The organism is Nocardioides sp., from assembly GCF_964229035.1.
Taxonomy (GTDB): domain Bacteria; phylum Actinomycetota; class Actinomycetes; order Propionibacteriales; family Nocardioidaceae; genus Nocardioides.
Window position 1 is genome coordinate 1 of the sequence record NZ_CAXRAZ010000030.1, and the last position, 18,070, is coordinate 18,070.

The 18,070-nt window shown below is 74.9% G+C and carries 20 protein-coding genes; 14 read left to right on the forward strand and 6 right to left on the reverse strand.

Annotation, left to right across the window (positions count from 1 at the left end):
- Positions 1-18 precede the first annotated feature (18 nt).
- Positions 19-237: a 2Fe-2S iron-sulfur cluster-binding protein gene (locus tag ACERUN_RS09600; protein WP_370289707.1), complete on the forward strand. Its 219-nt coding sequence runs from the start codon at positions 19-21 to the stop codon at positions 235-237.
- A 147-nt stretch (positions 238-384) separates the two neighbouring features.
- On the forward strand, positions 385-558 hold the full coding sequence (locus tag ACERUN_RS09605) for a hypothetical protein (protein WP_370289687.1): 174 nt from the start codon (positions 385-387) through the stop codon (positions 556-558).
- Between the two features lie 468 nt (positions 559-1,026).
- On the opposite strand, the gene ACERUN_RS09610 is transcribed toward ACERUN_RS09605, so the two are convergent.
- The 3 genes from ACERUN_RS09610 to ACERUN_RS09620 form a co-directional block, all read right to left on the reverse strand.
- A complete protein-coding gene (locus ACERUN_RS09610; RefSeq protein WP_370289688.1) occupies positions 1,027-2,232 on the reverse strand; it encodes a hypothetical protein in 1,206 nt (401 codons plus the stop codon).
- 93 nt (positions 2,233-2,325) lie between these two features.
- Complete coding sequence (locus ACERUN_RS09615; RefSeq protein ID WP_370289689.1) at positions 2,326-2,994, reverse strand: methyltransferase; 669 nt, start codon at positions 2,992-2,994, stop codon at positions 2,326-2,328.
- A 49-nt stretch (positions 2,995-3,043) separates the two neighbouring features.
- Positions 3,044-3,919, reverse strand: coding sequence for an SDR family oxidoreductase (locus tag ACERUN_RS09620; protein ID WP_370289690.1), 876 nt, complete (start codon positions 3,917-3,919; stop codon positions 3,044-3,046).
- 184 nt (positions 3,920-4,103) lie between these two features.
- Between ACERUN_RS09620 and ACERUN_RS09625 the strand changes: the two genes are divergently transcribed.
- Positions 4,104-5,177: an iron-containing redox enzyme family protein gene (locus ACERUN_RS09625; RefSeq protein WP_370289691.1), complete on the forward strand. Its 1,074-nt coding sequence runs from the start codon at positions 4,104-4,106 to the stop codon at positions 5,175-5,177.
- Positions 5,174-5,374 (forward strand): CDGSH iron-sulfur domain-containing protein, encoded by a 201-nt coding sequence (locus tag ACERUN_RS09630; RefSeq protein ID WP_372740697.1) that lies wholly within the window; start codon positions 5,174-5,176, stop codon positions 5,372-5,374. Before ACERUN_RS09625 ends, ACERUN_RS09630 begins: the two co-directional genes overlap by 4 nt.
- Before the next feature lie 25 nt (positions 5,375-5,399).
- On the opposite strand, the gene ACERUN_RS09635 is transcribed toward ACERUN_RS09630, so the two are convergent.
- From ACERUN_RS09635 to ACERUN_RS09645, 3 genes are all read right to left on the reverse strand, one after another.
- Positions 5,400-6,908, reverse strand: coding sequence for a SpoIIE family protein phosphatase (locus ACERUN_RS09635; protein WP_370289692.1), 1,509 nt, complete (start codon positions 6,906-6,908; stop codon positions 5,400-5,402).
- Between the two features lie 9 nt (positions 6,909-6,917).
- Entirely contained in the window at positions 6,918-7,853 is a 936-nt protein-coding gene (locus tag ACERUN_RS09640) for a sigma-70 family RNA polymerase sigma factor (RefSeq protein ID WP_370289693.1), read from the reverse strand.
- A 196-nt stretch (positions 7,854-8,049) separates the two neighbouring features.
- Positions 8,050-8,799 carry a GAF and ANTAR domain-containing protein gene (locus ACERUN_RS09645; protein WP_370289694.1) on the reverse strand — a complete coding sequence of 250 codons (750 nt, stop codon included), beginning with the start codon at positions 8,797-8,799 and terminating at the stop codon, positions 8,050-8,052.
- 184 nt (positions 8,800-8,983) lie between these two features.
- Between ACERUN_RS09645 and ACERUN_RS09650 the strand changes: the two genes are divergently transcribed.
- From ACERUN_RS09650 to ACERUN_RS09695, 10 genes are all read left to right on the forward strand, one after another.
- Positions 8,984-9,820: an amidohydrolase family protein gene (locus ACERUN_RS09650; protein WP_370289695.1), complete on the forward strand. Its 837-nt coding sequence runs from the start codon at positions 8,984-8,986 to the stop codon at positions 9,818-9,820.
- Positions 9,821-9,893: 73 nt separating this feature from the next.
- On the forward strand, positions 9,894-10,427 hold the full coding sequence (locus tag ACERUN_RS09655) for an MSMEG_0572/Sll0783 family nitrogen starvation response protein (protein WP_370289696.1): 534 nt from the start codon (positions 9,894-9,896) through the stop codon (positions 10,425-10,427).
- 10 nt (positions 10,428-10,437) lie between these two features.
- A complete protein-coding gene (locus ACERUN_RS09660) occupies positions 10,438-11,577 on the forward strand; it encodes an MSMEG_0568 family radical SAM protein (protein WP_370289697.1) in 1,140 nt (379 codons plus the stop codon).
- Positions 11,574-13,019 (forward strand): MSMEG_0567/sll0787 family protein, encoded by a 1,446-nt coding sequence (locus ACERUN_RS09665; RefSeq protein ID WP_370289698.1) that lies wholly within the window; start codon positions 11,574-11,576, stop codon positions 13,017-13,019. The genes ACERUN_RS09660 and ACERUN_RS09665 overlap by 4 nt, the downstream gene beginning before the upstream one ends.
- Positions 13,016-13,897, forward strand: coding sequence for a carbon-nitrogen hydrolase family protein (locus tag ACERUN_RS09670; RefSeq protein WP_370289699.1), 882 nt, complete (start codon positions 13,016-13,018; stop codon positions 13,895-13,897). Before ACERUN_RS09665 ends, ACERUN_RS09670 begins: the two co-directional genes overlap by 4 nt.
- Complete coding sequence (locus ACERUN_RS09675) at positions 13,890-14,219, forward strand: MSMEG_0570 family nitrogen starvation response protein (RefSeq protein WP_370289700.1); 330 nt, start codon at positions 13,890-13,892, stop codon at positions 14,217-14,219. The genes ACERUN_RS09670 and ACERUN_RS09675 overlap by 8 nt, the downstream gene beginning before the upstream one ends.
- The gene (locus tag ACERUN_RS09680; RefSeq protein WP_370289701.1) at positions 14,216-15,559 is read left to right on the forward strand and encodes an MSMEG_0569 family flavin-dependent oxidoreductase; all 1,344 of its coding nucleotides are present in this window, start codon (positions 14,216-14,218) and stop codon (positions 15,557-15,559) included. Before ACERUN_RS09675 ends, ACERUN_RS09680 begins: the two co-directional genes overlap by 4 nt.
- Before the next feature lie 40 nt (positions 15,560-15,599).
- Positions 15,600-16,529: a carbon-nitrogen hydrolase family protein gene (locus tag ACERUN_RS09685; RefSeq protein ID WP_370289702.1), complete on the forward strand. Its 930-nt coding sequence runs from the start codon at positions 15,600-15,602 to the stop codon at positions 16,527-16,529.
- A complete protein-coding gene (locus tag ACERUN_RS09690; protein ID WP_370289703.1) occupies positions 16,526-17,653 on the forward strand; it encodes an MSMEG_0565 family glycosyltransferase in 1,128 nt (375 codons plus the stop codon). The genes ACERUN_RS09685 and ACERUN_RS09690 overlap by 4 nt, the downstream gene beginning before the upstream one ends.
- Before the next feature lie 170 nt (positions 17,654-17,823).
- Positions 17,824-18,027: a cold-shock protein gene (locus tag ACERUN_RS09695; RefSeq protein WP_370289705.1), complete on the forward strand. Its 204-nt coding sequence runs from the start codon at positions 17,824-17,826 to the stop codon at positions 18,025-18,027.
- Positions 18,028-18,070: the final 43 nt, after the last annotated feature.

The following is an 18,070-nucleotide window of genomic DNA, read 5'->3' on the forward strand; positions in this document are numbered from 1 at the left end:
CTGCTCTGTGCGGCGGAGTTGCTCGAGCGCGCGCCAACCACTGATCGCACCGCGATCCGGGATCATATTTCCGGCAATTATTGCCGCTGTACGGGATATCACTCCATCGTCAGCGCAGTGGCGGAGGTGGCGGAGAAGCGCCTGCGCAGCGCCCGGTCCGAGGCCTGCGACGCGTCCGGGGGCGTCGCGGCGGCCGGCGAGGACCTCGGCGTGGCCGTGCACGACGATCGTGGCTGAGCGTCGCGGGGGGCGCTTGCCCGGTGGTGCTGGTGGCGGTGCGGCGGGCCGGTCGGGCTCGTCGGGCTCCCTGGTGTCGGGGATCTGGCCGAGGAGGGTGGCGGCGGTAGCGGGGTCGGCGAGCTGTTCGAGGGCCAGGGCCCGCAGTTGGTCGGTGGTGAGGTCGCGGGCCTCGTCGGTGGCGGCGATGGCGTGGGCGAGGTGCTCGAGGGTCTCGAGAAGTCGTTCGGTGCCGGCTTCGCTGATGCGGGCGGCCACAGTGCGGGTGGCGGAAGCGGCGTCGACGGTCTCGACGCGGTCGCCGGTGCGGGGGCGGCGTGACCAGACGCCGACGTTCTCGGCGTCCGCGCGGATCCGGTCGCGGTGGGCTTCGGGGTCAGCCTCGATGATCGCGGCCTCGGCGATCGCGAGGATGCGTCCGGGGGCTTCGGCGACGGCGCCGGCGGCGGCGGCGTCCACGATCGCGATGCGCTCGCGTGAGAGGGCGCGGGAGAGGCGGGCGATCTTGGCCGCGACCCACAGGTCGAGGCGCAGGGCGAGGACGTGGGCGTAGGTGGCGGGCAGGCGGTGGCGCAGGTCGAGGTAGTCGCCGGCGCGGTGCTGGGTGGCGATCGTGCCGGCGTGGCCGGCGATGGCGAACTCGGCGAAGCACAGCTGGGACACGCCCGGGGTGCCCTCGCCGCCGGGGGTGATGAGCCGGTCGCCCCCGCGCGAGGCGGGCACGGCACCGCAGTCCGGTGCCGGCTGTGGAGAACCCGCCGCTCCCCTCGGCACCGCCCCCGCGGATCGTCAGCGGTCGCCCAGGAAGCACCACACGTTCGCGACGTCGCGGCGGGCCCCGTCGCGCGCCCGAGCCCACACCTCCAGCGGTGCCGCGAGGACGCGCCGGGCCTCCGGCTCCAGCGGCTCCATCGACGCCAGGGTCGCGAGCTCGCTCTCGACGGCCCTCGGGCTGACGGCGAGCAGGAGGACGTAGCCGTCCCCCGGCTCGAGGGGGAGCCGGTCGCGGAGCACCGCGTGCAGCGCGCCGCCGTGACCTGCCTCGCCGAACCCTCCCATGCGCGACAGCGGCTCGACGGGCACGAAGTCGTCGTCCCACGGGCAGGGAGGATCGGCCTCATCGCCCACCGCCTCATCGAAGTGGTCGTCGAGGTCGCCGACCGGGTCGAAGGGCGGGTTCGAGTCGTACGGGTGCGCCTCGACCAGGGCCGACAGGCGCGCGAGCCGCTCGGCGTCCTCGCCACCGAGCTGCGAACGATCCGCCGGCCGTTCGATCGTCAGCATCATCTGCGGATTCAGCAGGACCGCCGGCGGCGTTGCCGGGTCGCGGGGTGGCACGAGCGCCACGTCGTCGTCGGGGACGGCGCGCCAGGTCACCCGCCACGCGCTCGGATCGTCGTGCGCCTGCGTGCCGAGCGTCTCGAGATCGTGGAAGAGGTTCAGGATGCCGTCGTCCGGCAACCCGGCACCGGCGAGGCGATCCGCGCCCTGGTTGCGGCTCTCGGCGCGAAGGTCCACCTGGAGCACGTGCGTCAGCGGTCTGCCGTCCGGGCGTCGAGGAGCCAGGTCCACCTCAGGGGCGGGCGCACCACCGTCGACGCAGGCGATCTGCGCCGGGGAGCCCGCGAACCACGACCGATGGATCTCCACGTCCACCTGCTGATCGCTCTGCCGCAGGACGGTGAGCGCGAGCGCCGGCCGGATGCGGATCAGGCCCGCGATCGGCCGGACCTCCGGGTGGTCGAGCAGGGCCTCGGGATCCTCCAGCGCCAGGCCGGGGGCCGGCAGGAGGACCCCGGCGAGTGCCGACCGGAGCTCCTCGTCCACGCCTCGGGCGGCGCGGAAGGCGGCGATGACCTCGTCCCGATCCGGGCCGCCCTGCTCCAGGATCGCCGCGGTCGCGGCGACGAGCCCGGCGTGCTCGCGCTCCCAGGATTCGAGGTCGAGAGAGGCTGAGGACGCGACGAGCGCGCGCCACCGGGCGACGATCTCCATGCTTCCCCCTCCGTCGGGCCCCGATCGTCCCACCCCGCGAGTGGACTCCGGCGAGCGCCTCCCGGCTCCGGTCGACGGCAGTCGACCACCGGGCTAGCGGCCCTGCGGCACCGGCCCCGCCGCGCGGACGACGTGCACGAGCACGCCACCCGGTCGCAGGTCGCGCACGCCGTCGGTGGGGTGCACCTGCCAGCCGTTGCTTTGCTCGGCAAGCAGCGCGCGCACCGCGTCGACCTGGTCGGGCGTGCCGACCTGCACGACCAGGTGCCCTCGAGGGGCCGTGTGGGCGGTGGCGGCGGCCACCACGGCCCGGATCGCCTCGAGACCGTCGAGGCCGCCGTCCACGGCGCCGGTGGGGTCGTCGGGGAAGCGGTCGAGCTGGTCGGTGCGCAGCCACGGCGGGTCGGCGAGCACCAGCCCGAACACCTCGCCCGGCGCGAGCGCGGCGGCGACGTCGCCGCAGCGGACGTCGGCCCCGATCCCCGCTGCCGCCGCGTTGGCGAGGGCGTAACCGGTGGCCGCCTCGTCACGGTCGACCTGCACCAGACCCCGACCGGTGGCTCGCGCGGCGAGCAGGCCGATGTGGCCGGCGCCGCAGCACAGCTCGAGGATCGGGCCGGAGGGTGCGTCGTCCGCGAACTCGGCGAGCCAGGCGGCCTGCTGCGCCGTCCACGGGCGGGGTTCGAGGACGCGGGCGTCCCAGGCGATGGCGAGGCCGTCGATGTCGGTGCGGCGGGTGGTCAGCGTGTGCTGGTCGTCCATGCCGGGCGGTACCCCGACCCAGCCCTGCGGCAACGAGTGCGCACGGTGGTCAGAAGACCGGCTTGCCGCCGGTGACGCCGAGCACCGTGCCCGACACGTACGAAGCATCGGCCGGCGAGGCGAGGAAGACGAAGGCGGGGGCCACCTCGGCGGGCTGGCCCGCTCGCCCGAGCGGCGTGTCGACACCGAACCGCTCGACCTTCTCGGGCTCCTGCGTGGCGGGCTGCAGCGGCGTCCAGATCGGACCGGGAGCCACGGCGTTGACGCGGATGCCCTGCTCGCCCAGCTGCGCGGCGAGGTTGACGGTGAGGTTGTTGATCGCCGCCTTGGTGGCGGCGTAGTCGAGCAGCGTGGTCGAGGGCTGGAAGGCCTGGATGGAGCTGTTGTTGACGATGCATCCTGGTCGGCGCTGGAGGTGCGGCACTGCCGCGCGCACCAGCCACAGCAGGGCGTACAGGTTGGTCTTGAACGTGCGGTCGATGCGCTCGTCATCGAGGTCGGCGAGGTCGTGGTCGCGGGCCATCTGGTAGCCCGCGTTGTTGACCAGGACGTCGAGCCCGCCGAGCTCGGCCACCACCTGCTCGACCACCGCCGAGCAGGTGGTGCTCTCGCGCAGGTCGGCCTCGATCGGCAGGCAGCGCCGCCCCGCCTCCCGCACGAGCGCTGCGGTCGCCTCGGCGTCCTCGGCCTCCTCGGGCAGGGCCGTGAACGCGACGTCGGCGCCCTCGCGGGCGTAGGCCAGGCAGACCGCGCGTCCGATGCCGGAGTCGCCGCCGGTCACCAGCGCCACCTGACCCTCGAGTCGGCCGTGCCCGACATAGCTCTGCTCGCCGTGGTCGGGCGGGGGCGTCATCGCCCCGGTGAGACCGGGAGGCTCCTGCTGCTGGGCGGGGAAGGGGGTCGCGGACTGCTCGTCGTCGGCCATGGAGACGCGGTACCCCGCCGCACACCGGGCGCATGCCCGCCCCGGACCGGGGGTACCCGGCGCCTCCCACGTCTCGAGGAGTCCCGTGCCGCCTGGCCGTACCGTTCCCAACGTCCACCGCTCCCCTGGCGCCACGCGCGCGCTGTTCCGCCCACCCGCTGCCCACCCGGGTGCGCGGCTACCGATGCCGGTCGACGGACCTCTCACGGCGCTCGTCGTCCACGTGCTCGCCGGCGACGAGACCACCCGCCGCGACGCGCTCGACGCGCTGCCCGCGCTGCTGCCCGACCACCACGAGCGCCGCCTGGCGGCCGCCCGCGACCCGCACGCGGTGCTCGATGACGCCGACCTGCAGCGCGCGCTGTGGCTCGCCTACGAGCCGCACTACTCCGACCTGCCCGGCGTCGACGCCGCCGTCGAGTGGCACCCGGCGCTGCTCGCCGTCCGCGCGCGACTCGAGGCACGACTCGAGGACGCCGTCCGGGCGGTCGCCGCGCCCCTGCTCGTCGAGCACGCCCTGCCCGCCGACCGCGGGGCGAGCGCCGATGAGCGCGCCCGCCAGGTCGTGGAGCGGCTGCGGGCGATGACGGCCGCCGAGGGCCCCTCGCCCCTGGCCCGGTTCCTCGGCTCGCGCGCGACCCGCGAGCAGTACCTCGACCACCTCGCCCAGCGCGCTGCCTACCATTTGCGCGAGTCGGACCCGCAGTCCTTCGCCCTGCCGCGCATCGAGGGGCCGGCGCAGACGGCCTTCGCGGCCCTGCAGCACGACGAGTACGGGTCGGGGGATCCCGGGCGTCGCCACTCGCTGCTCTTCACCGAGGCGCTGCGCGCCGCCGGACTGTCGACCGATCGCTTCGACCACGTGGCCACCACCGAGCCCGCCGTGCTCGCGAGCGTCGCCACGATGTCGCTCCTCGCCCTGCACCGGCGTCTGCGCGGCGCGGCGGTCGGCCACCTCGCCGCCTTCGAGGCCACCAGCGCGCTGCCGTGCCGCCTCATCGCACTCGGCGCCCACCGCCTCGACCTGCCGCCCGCCGTGGCGGCCTACTTCGAGGAGCACGTGGAGGCCGACTCGGTGCACGAGGAGATCGCCCTCGAGCAGCTGGCCGGTGCGCTCGTGCGCCACCGCCCCGAGCTCGCGGACGACGTGCTGCTCGGCGCGGCCGCCTGCCAGGCCGTCGACGGCCATGCGGCCGACGTGCTCCTGCAGCGCTGGCGCGACCCGTCCGTCGGCCGCGGCGCCGGGGGTGCGGCGTGACCGCTGAGGACGACCGCGCTCCGATCCGGCCCACCCTGGTGAGGGGCGCCAGCATTGTCGCCGACACCGACGGCCAGCTGCACCGCGTGACGCGGCCCGTGGTCGCGCTGTGCGCGTGCGGCCGTTCCCGGATCGCCCCTTGGTGCGACAGCACCCACAAGCTGCTGCACCGGCGGGCGGGCGCGGACGACGCGTAGCCGCCTCGGACCGCGTGACGACGGGTCAGAGGCGCAGACCCGCCGGGAGGTCCAGGATGTCGAGCACCCGCGCCGCCGGGCAGCCGGGCGCGGCCACCACCCGCAGGCGCGAACCCGAGCGGCGGCAGCGGCGCTCGGCCACCAGGAGCGCCTGCACTCCTGGACTCCCGAGCGCGGTGAGGCCCGAGAGGTCGACCACGGCGTCGCTCGTGCCGGCCGACGTGGCGCGCACGAGCGCGGTGCGCAGGTCGTCGACCGTGGCGTCGTCCACGGGGCCGCTGACCGCCAGCTGGCCCGAGCTCACCCGCGTGTCCAGCTCGGCCGGCGGAGCGGAAGGGTCGGCGGATGCACGATCGGGATCGGGGTCGAGCTCTGCCGACGAGTAGAGCGAGACCGGGCGGCACAGCCGGTGCAGCAGCTCGACCTCGGTGCCGGCGCCGGAGCGCCGCACGCGCAGGTCGTCGACGAGGCCCACGGCCATCACCAGCCCGCGCCCCGCCCCGGTCTCCGCGAGCCGATCCGGATCGCATTGCCCGGGCGCGCGCCACCGGCCGCGGTCGGTCACCTGCAGGCGCACGCGGCCGTCGTCCTCGAGGACGGCGTGCAGGCGCAGCGTGCGCGGTCGCGCTTGGAGGCCGGCGCCGCGGTAGGCGTGGACGACGACGTTGTCGGCCAGCTCGCGCACGGCGTGGGCGAGCGCGATGCGGTCGCCGAGCCCTGCACCCACGGCGTCGAGCCACGAGCCCAGGCGCGCGACGAGCGCCCGCGGACCACCGGTGATCGCGGGCACCTCGATCGCGAGCTCCGGCGGCGGCGCGACCCGACGGGCCAGCAGCACCACGGCGTCGTCGTCGCCGGGGGCGGCCGCCAGCAACCGCTCGCACCCCCGATCGGCCCGGTCGTGCGCGGAGCTCAGGTCCCCGGAACGTTCGTCAGGGCGTCCCAGCAGCCGCTCGATCGCCGGCGTGACGCCGTGGGCGCGCGTCAGCCCGTCGGTGTGCAGCAGCACCGACGTCGAGGGCGTCAGCGGCAGGCGGATCGCCCGCACCGCTCCACCTGCCCCGAGTGGTCGACCGCGGCCGCGCCCGCCCGGCCCGGACGCTGGGGCCACCACCCGCCGGGGCGGGCGCGTGTCGTCGCACAGCACCGGAGCGGGATGACCGGCCGTGACCGCCTCCAGCCACCCCTGCCCCGCGTCGAGGACGACGACCGCCACCGTCGCACCGCGCAGGTCCGGCACGTGGTCGGCGAAGCGGTGCAGCGCCCGCACGGCGGTGGCGGCGTCGGCGCCGGCCATCAGCCGCTCGCGGGCGACGGTGCGCAGCTGGGTGGCGGCGATCGCAGCGGCGAACCCCGCGCCCACGACGTCGCCGACCACGAGCCCGACCCGGCCCTCCGGCAGCGCCACCGCGTCGAGGGTGTCGCCGCGGTTGAGCGGTGCGGTGCCGGTGAGGGCGTAGCGGGCCGAGAGCACGAGCCCCGGCAGCACCGGCAGCGCATCGGGCAGGTGGACGTCGGTGGGGGTCGCGGGCACGGGGTCCCGTCAGGCCTGCTGGGCGGGCGACCGGCTCGACGACGGGGCGACCGGCGCCGCGTCGCCCGAGAGCGTGGCGGGCTCGGCGGGCTCGGCGGGGTCGTCGAGTGCTTCGCGCAGGTCGCGCAGCACCCGCAGCAACAGCCGCGAGACCTGCGTCTGGGTGACGCCGAAGTCGTCGGCGATCTCCTGCTGGGTGAGGTCGTCGTGGAAGCGCAGGCGCAGCAGCCGCTGGTCGCGGGGCTTCAGCCGGCGCAGCACCGGCCGCAGCACCACCCGTGCCTCGATCGCCGAGGCGTCCGCCTCGGTGCCGGGGTCGGCCAGCAGGTCGCCGAGGGAGGCGGTGCCGTCGTCGCCGACCCGCAGATCGAGCGAGGTGGGGGTGAAGCAGCCCTCGGTGGCGAGGGCCTCGCGCACCTCCTCCGAGGTGAGGCCGAGGGCCTCGGCCACGCTCTCCGCGGTGGGTCGCATCCCCTCACCACGCTGGCGGTCCTGCTCGTCGAGCACCTTCAGCCGCAGCTGCTGCAGTCGGCGCGGGGGCCGCACCATCCAGCCCTGGTCGCGGAAGTGGCGGCGGACCTCGCCGCGGATGCTCGGCACCGCGTAGGCGAGGAAATCCCGCTCGTGCGCGAGGTCGAAGTGGTGGGCGGCGCGCACGAGGGCGGCGCCGGCCACCTGCTCGAGGTCCTCGACCGCGATCCCGCGGTCGCGGTAGCGGCGGGCGATGGCGTGGGCCACGCAGAGATTGACGAGCACGACCTCGTCGAGGAGGCGCTCGCGCTCCTCGGCGGTCTGCTCGGCGGTCCGCTCGCCGGTCTGCTCGCCGGTCGGCCCGTCGCAGGCGTCGAGCCGGGCGATGCGGTCGAAGAGCTCGGTGGTGAGTGCCCTGCGACGGTCGGGGGTGATGTCGGAGAAGGGGTTCGAGAACGAGGTGGTGCGAGCCATGGCGTTACTCCCGAGGAAGTGGACGTCTGGACCGCCGGTGGCTTCAGCGAGTCTGTGCTGGTGCTCTGGTGCGCTGGTGCTCTGATGCGCTCCACGGCGTACGACGACGCCGGTCGAGGTTCGCGATGCCCGGTGCGGAGCGGATCACACCGGGGCGACAGCGGGTTTTTCCAAGAACTTCCGAACCCTCGCCAACCTAGTCCTCCTGCGCGCTCGTGGCCAGCGTCCCCGGCAGGTCCCCCGTGGCGACGACGTGGGCGGCGACGTCGCGCAGCTTGCGGCCCTCGGCGCCGGCGACGCGGCGCATCAGCTCGAAGGCCCGCTCGGCGTCGATCTCGAAGCGTGCCATGAGCAGCCCCTGCGCCACACCGATGCGGTGGCGCGCCTCGACCGCCTCCTCGAGCGACGCGGTGCGGCGTGCAGTGGCGAACGCCGTGGCCGCATGGACGGCGAAGATCCGCGCCCTGGCCAAGGCGTCGTCGTCCACGGCCCGGGGGCGCAACCCGTAGAGGTTGAGCGCGCCCAGCGGCTCGGAGCGTGGGTGCCAAGCGGGAGCGGGAAGGTCGACGCTGACCAGGCTGGCGATCCCCTCCCTGCTCACCGCCTGCGACCACGCCGGCCAGCGCGGGTCGTCGGAGAGCGAGGGGACGACGAACGAGGTGCCCTCGAGCGCCGAGTCGACGCACGGCCCCTCGCGCAGCTCGTACTGCAGGTCGTCGGCCCACGCGGCGAGCCGGTCGGTGTGGGCCAGGGTGGCCAGTCGTCCACGACGGCGGCGCACGGTGACGGCGGCGAGGTCGGCGCCCGGCACGATCTCCAGGGCCCGGGCGCACACGCGCCGGAGCGTCGCCGCCTCGTCGAGGTCGCTGAGGAGGTCCTGGCTCAGCGCGGCGAACGCCTCGGCAGCCGCCGACGGCGCGTGGGCACCGCTGTCGGTGCGCCCCATCGCTGCTCCTCCCGTCGGGTGCCTGCCGCCCGGACAACACGACCGGACGCGGGCCGGTACCCCGACGCGCGTGATCGCACGCGCCGGGCGGTCGACCCGGCCGTTACCCATCCCTTACGGACCGGGTAGCACCCCGCATTCCTCCCGGAACCAATCCGAAACAACCGCGCGGTGGACTTCTCGCATGGCCCGCACCCCGTCCTCGACGCACGACGCGCACCGCCACATCGGCCGGTTGCCGGCGTACGGCTTCTACGGCGGGCCTCCGATCAGCCCCGACACCACGGCCCGCGCGACGGTGAAGGAGTTCTTCGCCGACCTCGACTCCGAGGGCACCGAGCGCACGCTGGTGCTCCCCAACTACGGGGTGCCCGACCCCGACGTCGCCTTCGGCCTCAACCACCTCGCCCTCGAGGCGGCGCAAACCGACGACCGCGTGCGCTGCGGCCTGTGGGTCTCCCCCAAAGCCTCGGACGCCGCCCGCAACATCGCCGCGCTGGCGCTGGCCACCGAGAGCGGGGTCGCGGCGCTGAAGACGAGCTTCCTGCTCGGCGGCGGCGTGGACGACCCCGACTCGGCCGAGGAGATCGACCGGATCTTCACCACCGCGGCGGCGCACAGGCTCGTCGTCCACGTGCACACCTCGCCGGGCGCGGCGAGCGACATCGACCAGATCGCGAGGCTCGTCGAGCGCTACGGCACCGACGTCCGCATCCACCTCGTGCACCTCGGCGGGGGCATGAGCGGCCACCTCAAGCTCATCGGCGGGCTGTTCTTCGACTGGATCGAGCGCGGGCTGCAGGTCTACACCGACACCAGCTGGGCGATCGGCTTCGCCCCCACCTGGCTGTGCGCCGAGATCGAGCGGCGCGGCATCGGCCACGACCGCGTCCTGTTCGCCACCGACACCCCCTGGGGCGACCACGCCGGCGAGTACGCCCGCCTGGCCGCCGCCACCGACGACCCCGAGCTCATCGCCGCGCTCTTCCGGGGCAACTTCGAGTCCCTCTACGGGACCTGACCGGCACCACCCGCACCAGCCCGCAGCACCCCACCGCAACACCTCACCGCAGCACCGACCGCAAGGAGCTCCCGTGTCCGACCTCTCCGACATCGACGCCCAGATCAAGGCCAACATCGAGGCCTCGCTCGCCGAGATCCCGCACCCCTCGCAGCCGAAGGGCACCAACCTCTACGGCTCCACGAAGGTGTTCCCCGACTTCCAGGCCGAGGACGGCGAGACCTACTTCACCCTCATCCACGGCATCCCGCACGAGTCATCGGTGAGCTTCGTCGCGATCCTGCAGGCCACCCGCGCCCTGCGGAAGGGCTTCGAGTCGGCGATCTACTTCTACGGCCCCGGCACGCTCGCCTGCATGCAGACCCGCGGCTTCCCGACCACGGGCGATGCGGGCTTCCCGGGCGAGCTCAACACCAACGGCTCCATCGAGACCTTCATCAGCGAGGGCGGCACCGTCTACTGCTGCCGCTTCGGCCTGTCGCTGCACGGCCTGCGCGAGGAGGACCTCATCGAGGGCGTCATCCCGACCCACCCCCTCGACGTGCAGGACGCCCTCATCCACTACGCCCGCAAGGGCGCCATCATCAACTCCACCTACAACCTCTGAGCCGGCTGCGATGACCACGCCGACCCCGCTCCCGCACGGCACCGCCGCCCGCGACGCTCGCACCTCGACCCGCGTGGACGTCGCCATCGCCGGCATCCGGCTGCTGGAGGCTCCCGTGGCGCGCCGCGCCGGTGCCGGGCCCAGCGACGACGGCCACGTCCTGCTGGACGGGGTCGGCGCGGCCATCCCCCTCAACCCCCGCTCCCCCTACTCGGTGCGCGGCGGGCGGCTGCTCCTCGACGGCGCCGACACCGGTATGGGCGTCGAGGCCGTGGCGCGCCCGCGGTTCTACGACCTCACCACGTCCGAGGGCGTGCCCTACGAGAAGATCGCGCGCCTGCACTCCGCCGACGTCCTCGCCACCACGGTGGTGCAGACCTGCTCGCGCTACGACGAGGACACCCGCTGCCGGTTCTGCGCGATCGAGGAGTCGCTGCGCAGCGAGGCCACGATCGCGGTGAAGACACCGGCCATGCTCGCCGAGGTGGCGAGGGCCGCGGTCGAGCTCGACGGCGTGCGCCAGATGGTGATGACCACCGGCACCTCCACCGGCCGCGACCGCGGCGCCACCCACCTCGCCCGCTGCGTGCGCGCGGTGCGCGAGGCCGTGCCCGACCTGCCGATCCAGGTGCAGATCGAGCCGCCCGGCGACCTCGCATCACTGCAGGAGCTCTACGACGCCGGCGCCCGCAGCATCGGCATCCACGTCGAGTCGCTGGACGACGCCGCCCGGCTGCGCTGGATGCCCGGCAAGGGCTCGGTGCCGATGAGCGAGTACCGGGCCGCCTGGGCCGAGGCCGTGCGGATCTTCGGGTGGAACCAGGTCTCCACCTACATCCTCGTCGGGCTCGGCGAGGACCCCGACGAGCTCGTCGCGGGCTGCGAGGAGCTCATCGCGATGGGCGTCTACCCCGTCGTCGTCCCGTACCGGCCGCTGGCGGGCACGCTCGCCAAGGAGGTGGACGACGTGCCGGCCCCGCCGCGCGAGGTCGTCTACGACGTCACCAGCCGGGTGGCCGCCGCGCTCGCCAAGGCCGGCATGAGCGGCGCCGACCAGTCGGCCGGCTGCGCGGCGTGCGGCGCGTGCTCGGCGCTGGGAGCCGCCCAGGGCGCGACGCAGCGCTCCTGCGCGACGGGGGTGCCGGCGTGAGCACCCCTGCGATCGTGGGCGCCCTCGACCCCGTGGACGACGTCATCCTCGCCGGCGCACCGCGCCCCGACGTGCCGGCTCCCGAGCCGTTCGTCGTGCGGGAGGCCGCGGGCGCCGACCTCACCGCCTACCGCGAGCTGCGACGTGCGGTGTTCGTGGCCGAGCAGGGGCTCTTCGCCCGCTCCGATGCCGACGAGCACGACCTCGACCCGCGCACCCGCGCCCTGCTGGCGCTCTCCCCCGAGGGCGAGGTGCTCGGCGGCGTCCGCATCCATCCGATGGCGGCTCCGGGCGAGCCCGACCTCGGCTGGTGGCGCGGCAGCCGCCTCGCGGTGGCCCCGGAGGCCCGCTCCTTCCTCGGCGTCGGCGCCACCCTCGTGCGCGCCGCGTGCGCGCTCGCCGAGGCCTCGGGCGCACTGCGCTTCGACGCCACCGTGCAGGCGCAGAACGAACGGCTCTTCGCGCGCCTGGGCTGGCAGCTCCGCGAGCACCTCGTGCTCCACGCCACCCCGCACGTGCGCCTCGAGTGGCCGATCGGCCGCATCCAGGCGCTCGCCGACGCCACCAAGGCCGCCCTCGCCAGCGTGCTCGAGGACGCCGCCGCCGGAGCCCCCCGCGGGTTCCTCGGGGACGACGGGGCACCGGTGCCGGGCAGCGACCTCGTCGCCGCGTGCGACGCGATCCTGCCGAGCATGGTCGAGCGCGACCCCGAGTGGGCGGGCTGGTGCAGCGTGCTGGTCAACGTCAACGACCTCGCCGCGATGGGCGCCACCCCGGTGGGGCTGCTCGACGCCGTCGGCGCCCGCGACGCCTCCTTCGCCCGCCGCATCCTGCGCGGCCTCACCGCGGCGGCCGAGGCGTACGGCGTGCCGGTGCTCGGCGGCCACACGCAGTTCGGCGTCCCCGGGCAGCTCGCCGTCACCGCGCTGGGTCGCACCGGCGCTCCCGTTGCGGGCGGTGGCGGCGCACCCGGCCAGCAGCTGCGACTGACCGCCGACCTCGGCGGTGCCTGGCGACCGGGCTACACCGGCGGCCAGTGGGACTCCACCTCCCACCGCACCTCCGCCCAGCTCCGGGCGCAGGCCGGCGTCGTGCCCATCCTGGCGCCCACCGCGGCGAAGGACGTGAGCATGAGCGGCCTGATCGGCACGGCCGGCATGCTCGCCGAGGCGAGCGGCTGCCGGGCGGTCGTGGACGTCGCCGCCGTGCCCACTCCCCGCGGCGCACGCACGGCCGACTGGTTCACCTGCTTCCCCGGGTTCGCGATGCTCACCGCCGAGTCGCACCGCCCGGACGACGCCACGCTCGCCGCCCTGCCCGAGCACCTCGACACGGCGGTGATCGGCGAGCTCGTGCCGGGCCGAGGTGTCGGCCTGCGCTGGCCCGACGGCACCGTCACCGAGGCCATCGCCGACACCGTCACCGGGCTCGGTGCGGCATGAGCGCGCAGCAGGGAGCGGTGGCCGCGGCCTGCGCCGGCTTCGGTCGCGACGTCGAGCAGAACCTGGCGCAGATCGGCGAGCTGATCACCGCGGCCCGCGCGCGCGACGTCCGGGTGCTGGCGCTGCCCGAGGCCTGTCTTGGCGGCTACCTCTCGGCGCTCGGCGCAGGACGCGACGGCAGCCACGACGAGCGGCCGGCCGACCTGCCGCCGGTGATGGACCTCGACGGCCCCGAGCTGCGTCGCGTCGCCGCGCTCGCGCGGGAGATGACCGTGGTGGTGGGGCTGTGCGAGTCCGACGGCACCGATCGCTACAACACCGCCGTGGCGGTGAGCGGTGACGGGGTGCTCGGCGCCCACCGCAAGGTCCACCAGCCGCTGGGCGAGTCGCTGTTCTACGCGGCCGGCTCGGAGTTCGGCTGCGTCGACACTCCGGCCGGGCGCCTCGGCATGCTGATCTGCTACGACAAGGCCTTCCCCGAGGCGGCCCGAGCCCTCGCGCTCGACGGAGCCGAGATCGTCGCGTGCATCTCGGCGTGGCCGGCCTCGCGCACCGCGAGCGCCGCCTCCCTGGCCGACGACCGGTGGACTCGACGCTTCAACCTCTTCGACGCCGCCCGCGCCCTCGAGAACCAGGTCGTGTGGCTCGCCGCCAACCAGCACGGCACCTTCGGGCGGTTGCGCTTCGTGGCCAACGCCAAGGTGGTGGGCCCCGGCGGCGACGTGCTGGCCACCACCGGCCTCGACGCCGGCCTCGCAGTGGCCGAGCTCGACGTCGCGAGCGCCCTCGAGGAGGCGCGACGCGCGATGTTCCACCTCGGCGACCGTCGTCCCGAGGCCTATGCGGCGCTCGGCGGGCAGCTGGTGGCCCATGCCTGAGATGACCTTCACCGTGCGCTGGCCCGACGGGCGCGTGGCCGAGCACTACTCGCCGTCCCTGGTCGTCCACGACCACCTCGCCGAGGGGGCCCGCTACCCGGTGGCCGACTTCCGCGAGCGCGCCGCCACCGCGCTGGGCATCGCCAGCGAGCGGGTGCGCGCCCGTTACGGCTTCGCCTGCACCTCGGCCGCGGCGAGCCTCGCCGGTATCGACGACCTCGCCGACCGGTTCGCGCCGGACGCCGAGATCACCGTCCTGCGCCTGCATCCCCCGCTGCCCGATCTGTCCGCTCTTCCCGCTCTGCCCCAGGAGACCCCGTGAGCAGCACCCCCGACGCGACACCCGGCACGACCCACCGCACCCGTGTCGTCGTCATCGGCGGCGGGCAGGCCGGTCTGTCGGCCAGCTGGTTCCTGACCCGCGACGGGGTGGAGCACGTCGTCCTCGAGGCGGGGACGGCGGCCCACGAGTGGGCCGACACCCGGTGGGACTCCTTCACCCTCGTCACCCCCAACTGGCACTGCCGGCTGCCGGGCTACGAGTACGACGGGGCCGACCCCGACGGCTTCATGACCCGCGAGGAGGTGTGCGCGTGGCTGGGGGGCTACGCGGCCACCTTCGACCCGCCCCTGCGCGAGCACACACGGGTCGTGTCGCTCACGCCGGGCGCCGAGGGCGGGTTCCGGGTCGAGGCGGTCGGCCCCGATGGGCCGCAGCTGTGGGAGTCCGAGCAGGTGATCGTGGCGACCGGCGGCTACCACCGCCCGATCGTGCCGCCGTGGGCACCGGCCCTCGACCCCTCCGTCCACCAGCTGCACTCCGCGCAGTACCGCAACCCCGAGCAGCTGCCCGCGGGCGGCGTCCTCGTGGTGGGCACGGGCCAGTCGGGCTCGCAGATCGCCGAGGACCTCCACCTCGCCGGCCGCCGGGTGCACCTGGCGCTGGGCGACGCCCCGCGCGTCGCGCGCTTCCACCGCGGCCGCGACTGCATGACCTGGCTGGCCGACATGGGCCTCTACGACACGGGCGTGGCGCAGTACCCCGGCGGCCTGGCGGCGCGGGAGAAGACCAACCACTACGTCACCGGCCGCGACGGCGGGCGCGACATCGACCTGCGCCGCTTCGCGCAGGAGGGCATGGCGCTCTACGGGCTGCTCGAGGGCGGCCGCGGCACCTCGCTGAGCTTCCGCGCCGACCTCACGGCCGCCCTCGACGCCGCGGACGACGTGTACCGCTCGATCTGCCGCGACATCGACCGCCACATCGAGGCCCGCGGCATCACCGCGCCCCCCGCCGAGCCCTACGAGCCGGTGTGGCGCCCCGCCGCCGATCCGACGTCGCTCGACCTCGCCGAGGCCGGCGTCTCGACCGTGCTGTGGGCCATCGGCTACCGACCCGACTACAGCTGGGTGGGTGCCGGCGTCTTCGACGGCCACGGTCGCCCGACCCACGTGCGCGGTGCCACGTCGCTGCCCGGCCTGTACTTCCTCGGGCTGCCGTGGCTGCACACCTGGGGCTCGGGCCGCTTCCTCGGCATCGCCGCCGACGCCGAGCACGTGACCGGACTGGTCGTCGGGCGCGACACGAGCGCCTCGATCATCGAGCCCGCCTCCGCGCTGGCCCGTCGGCGCTCGCCCGGCCCGCTCGCACTGGCGCGCTGAGGTCCGGTCGGTGGGCCGGGGACCGGTGCGGATCGGGGCGGTGGCCGCCCACTTCGGCCGCGACCTCACCCGCGCGCTGGCCAAGCTCGAGGGCATCGTGGACGACGCCCGCGCGGCCGGCGTCCACCTGCTGGTGCTGCCCGACGCCACCCTCGGCGGCTACCTCACCGACCTGCGGCGCCCCGATCCCGGGGCCGTGCCGCCCGGTCTGCACGAGGACTCGTGGGAGGTGCAGCGGGTGCGCGCCCTGGCCGGATCGATGGTGGTGTGCCTCGGCTACACCGAGGAGAGCGTGGTCGACGGCCGGCTGCGGCTGTTCAACACGGCGCTCTGCGTGAACGGCGACGGCGTGCTCGGACGCCACCGCAAGGTGCACCGACCGGCCGGCGAGTCGCTGGTGTACGACGCGGGCGAGGAGTTCGCCGCCTTCGACACCCCGGTGGGGCGCCTGGGCCTGCTCATCGACTACGACAAGACCTTCCCCGAGGCCGCCCGCTCCCTGGCCCTGGACGGCGCCGAGGTGCTGGCCTGCCTCTCCGCCTGGCCCGCCTCGGTCACCGACCGCGCCTCCCGGCTGCCGCAGGACCGCCAGTCGCGCCTCTTCGACCTCTACGACTGCGCCCGCGCCGCCGAGAACCAGGTGGTGTGGGTGTCGTCGAACCAGACCGGGGTGAGCGGCGGGCTGCGCTTCCTGGGCCAGGCCAAGGTGGTGGGGCCGGGCGGCGACGTGCTCGCCCGCACCTCCTCCAAGGGCGGGATGGCGGTCGCGGAGGTCGACGTCGGCCTCGAACTGGCCCGGGCGCGGCGCGTGCTGCACCACCTGGCCGAGCGGGCGCCGACCGCCTACCGGGGGCTGCGGGCCCACGACGGACCCGCGCCCAGGACCGCCGGGACGGACGGGATGGGCGGGCCGGACGGGTCGGACGGGTTAGACGGGCCGGATGGGTCGGACGGGCCGGAGGCGCCGTGAGGATCGCGCTGCTGACCTACTCCACGAAGCCGCGCGGGGGCGTCGTCCACACGCTGGCGCTCGCGGAGGCGCTGGCCCGGCGGGGGCCGGCGGGCGGGGTCGACCGGGTCGACGTGTGGACCCTGGCGCGCGGCGGCGACACCGCCTTCTTCCGCGCCGTCGACCCGCGCGTCGGCGTGCACGCGGTGCCGTTCGAGGCCCGCGAGGGCGAGGACGTCGGTGACCGGATCGTGCGCTCGATCGCCGTGCTGAAGGCGGCCTTCGCGGCCGCGCGCGGCGACTACGACGTCGTCCACGCTCAGGACTGCATCAGCACCAACGCCGCGCTGCCCTGCCTGCGCACGATCCACCACCTCGACCACTTCACGACCCCCGCGCTGGCCGCGTGCCACGAGCGGGCCGTCACAGCACCGTCGGCGCGCATCTGCGTCTCGGCGGCCGTGGCCGAGGAGGTGCGCGCCGGTTGGGGCCTCACGCCCACCGTCATCCCCAACGGCGTGGACGCCGCCCGCTTCGTCGCCGCCGTGGACGACGCCCCCGGCCGAGCACGGTGGCGCGAGCGGATCGGCGGCCGCTACGTGCTGGCCCTCGGCGGCATCGAGCCGCGCAAGGGCAGCATCGACCTGCTCGAGGCGCACGCGCGGATGGTGGGCGCTCACCCCGACCTCGCCGACGTCCGCCTCGTGTTCGGCGGTGGCGAGACCCTCTTCGACTACCGCGACTACCGCACCGCCTTCGACGCCCGCGCCCGCGACCTGCCCACCCCGCCGACCGTGCTCGGCCCGGTGGACGACCCCAAGCTCCCTGCCCTGGTGGCCGAGGCCGCCGCCCTCGGGTTCGTCTCCACGCAGGAGGGGTTCGGGCTGGCCGCGATGGAGGCGCTGGCGGCCGGCGTCCCGGTCGTGGCGCGCGACCTGCCCGTGCTGCGCGAGGTCTTCGAGGGTGCCGTGCGCTTCGCCGTCGACGTGCCGGCGATCGCCGACGCGCTGGCCGCCGTGCTCCGCGATCGCCCGGCCGCCTCCGCCGGGCAGGCACTGGCTGCGACCTACACCTGGGACGCCGCCGCAGGTGAACATGTGGAGTTCTACCGCGAGGCCTTGGGTTCCAGCGCCTCGGACCGCTAGTCTCAAACCTGTTGAAGGAGGCTGGTCCTCCCCACAGCCGCCGATCATGGCGGTGGTACATCTTTACGCTCTTGGTCTTCGGTTCCGCTGGACATCAGGCAGTACCAGATGTTTTCAGCCAGCACGTGCGGCACGTCGCCGCGACGTGGCACGACCGAAAGGAAATCCTCATGACCGAGGGCACCGTGAAGTGGTTCAACGCCGAGAAGGGCTTCGGCTTCATCACCCAGGACGGCGGCGGCGCCGACGTCTTCGTGCACTTCTCCGCGATCCAGACCCAGGGCTACAAGAGCCTGGACGAGAACCAGCGCGTGAGCTTCGACGTGACCCAGGGCCCCAAGGGCCCCCAGGCGGAGAACGTCACCGCCCTCTGAGTCACCCCGCTCCATCCTCACGGCCCCGCCCGACGCTCGGCGG

Excerpts from the sequence above, each read along its gene's own strand:
- ACERUN_RS09695 (WP_370289705.1), top strand. The coding sequence starts at position 17,824 with ATGACCGAGGGCACCGTGAAGTGGTTCAACGCCGAGAAGGGCTTCGGC.
- ACERUN_RS09645 (WP_370289694.1), bottom strand. The coding sequence starts at position 8,799 with ATGGGGCGCACCGACAGCGGTGCCCACGCGCCGTCGGCGGCTGCCGAG.
- ACERUN_RS09620 (WP_370289690.1), bottom strand. The coding sequence starts at position 3,919 with ATGGCCGACGACGAGCAGTCCGCGACCCCCTTCCCCGCCCAGCAGCAG.
- ACERUN_RS09625 (WP_370289691.1), top strand. The coding sequence starts at position 4,104 with ATGCCGGTCGACGGACCTCTCACGGCGCTCGTCGTCCACGTGCTCGCC.
- ACERUN_RS09670 (WP_370289699.1), top strand. The coding sequence starts at position 13,016 with ATGAGCGCGCAGCAGGGAGCGGTGGCCGCGGCCTGCGCCGGCTTCGGT.
- ACERUN_RS09640 (WP_370289693.1), bottom strand. The coding sequence starts at position 7,853 with ATGGCTCGCACCACCTCGTTCTCGAACCCCTTCTCCGACATCACCCCC.
- ACERUN_RS09675 (WP_370289700.1), top strand. The coding sequence starts at position 13,890 with ATGCCTGAGATGACCTTCACCGTGCGCTGGCCCGACGGGCGCGTGGCC.
- ACERUN_RS09610 (WP_370289688.1), bottom strand. The coding sequence starts at position 2,232 with ATGGAGATCGTCGCCCGGTGGCGCGCGCTCGTCGCGTCCTCAGCCTCT.
- ACERUN_RS09615 (WP_370289689.1), bottom strand. The coding sequence starts at position 2,994 with ATGGACGACCAGCACACGCTGACCACCCGCCGCACCGACATCGACGGC.
- ACERUN_RS09650 (WP_370289695.1), top strand. The coding sequence starts at position 8,984 with ATGGCCCGCACCCCGTCCTCGACGCACGACGCGCACCGCCACATCGGC.
- ACERUN_RS09660 (WP_370289697.1), top strand. The coding sequence starts at position 10,438 with ATGACCACGCCGACCCCGCTCCCGCACGGCACCGCCGCCCGCGACGCT.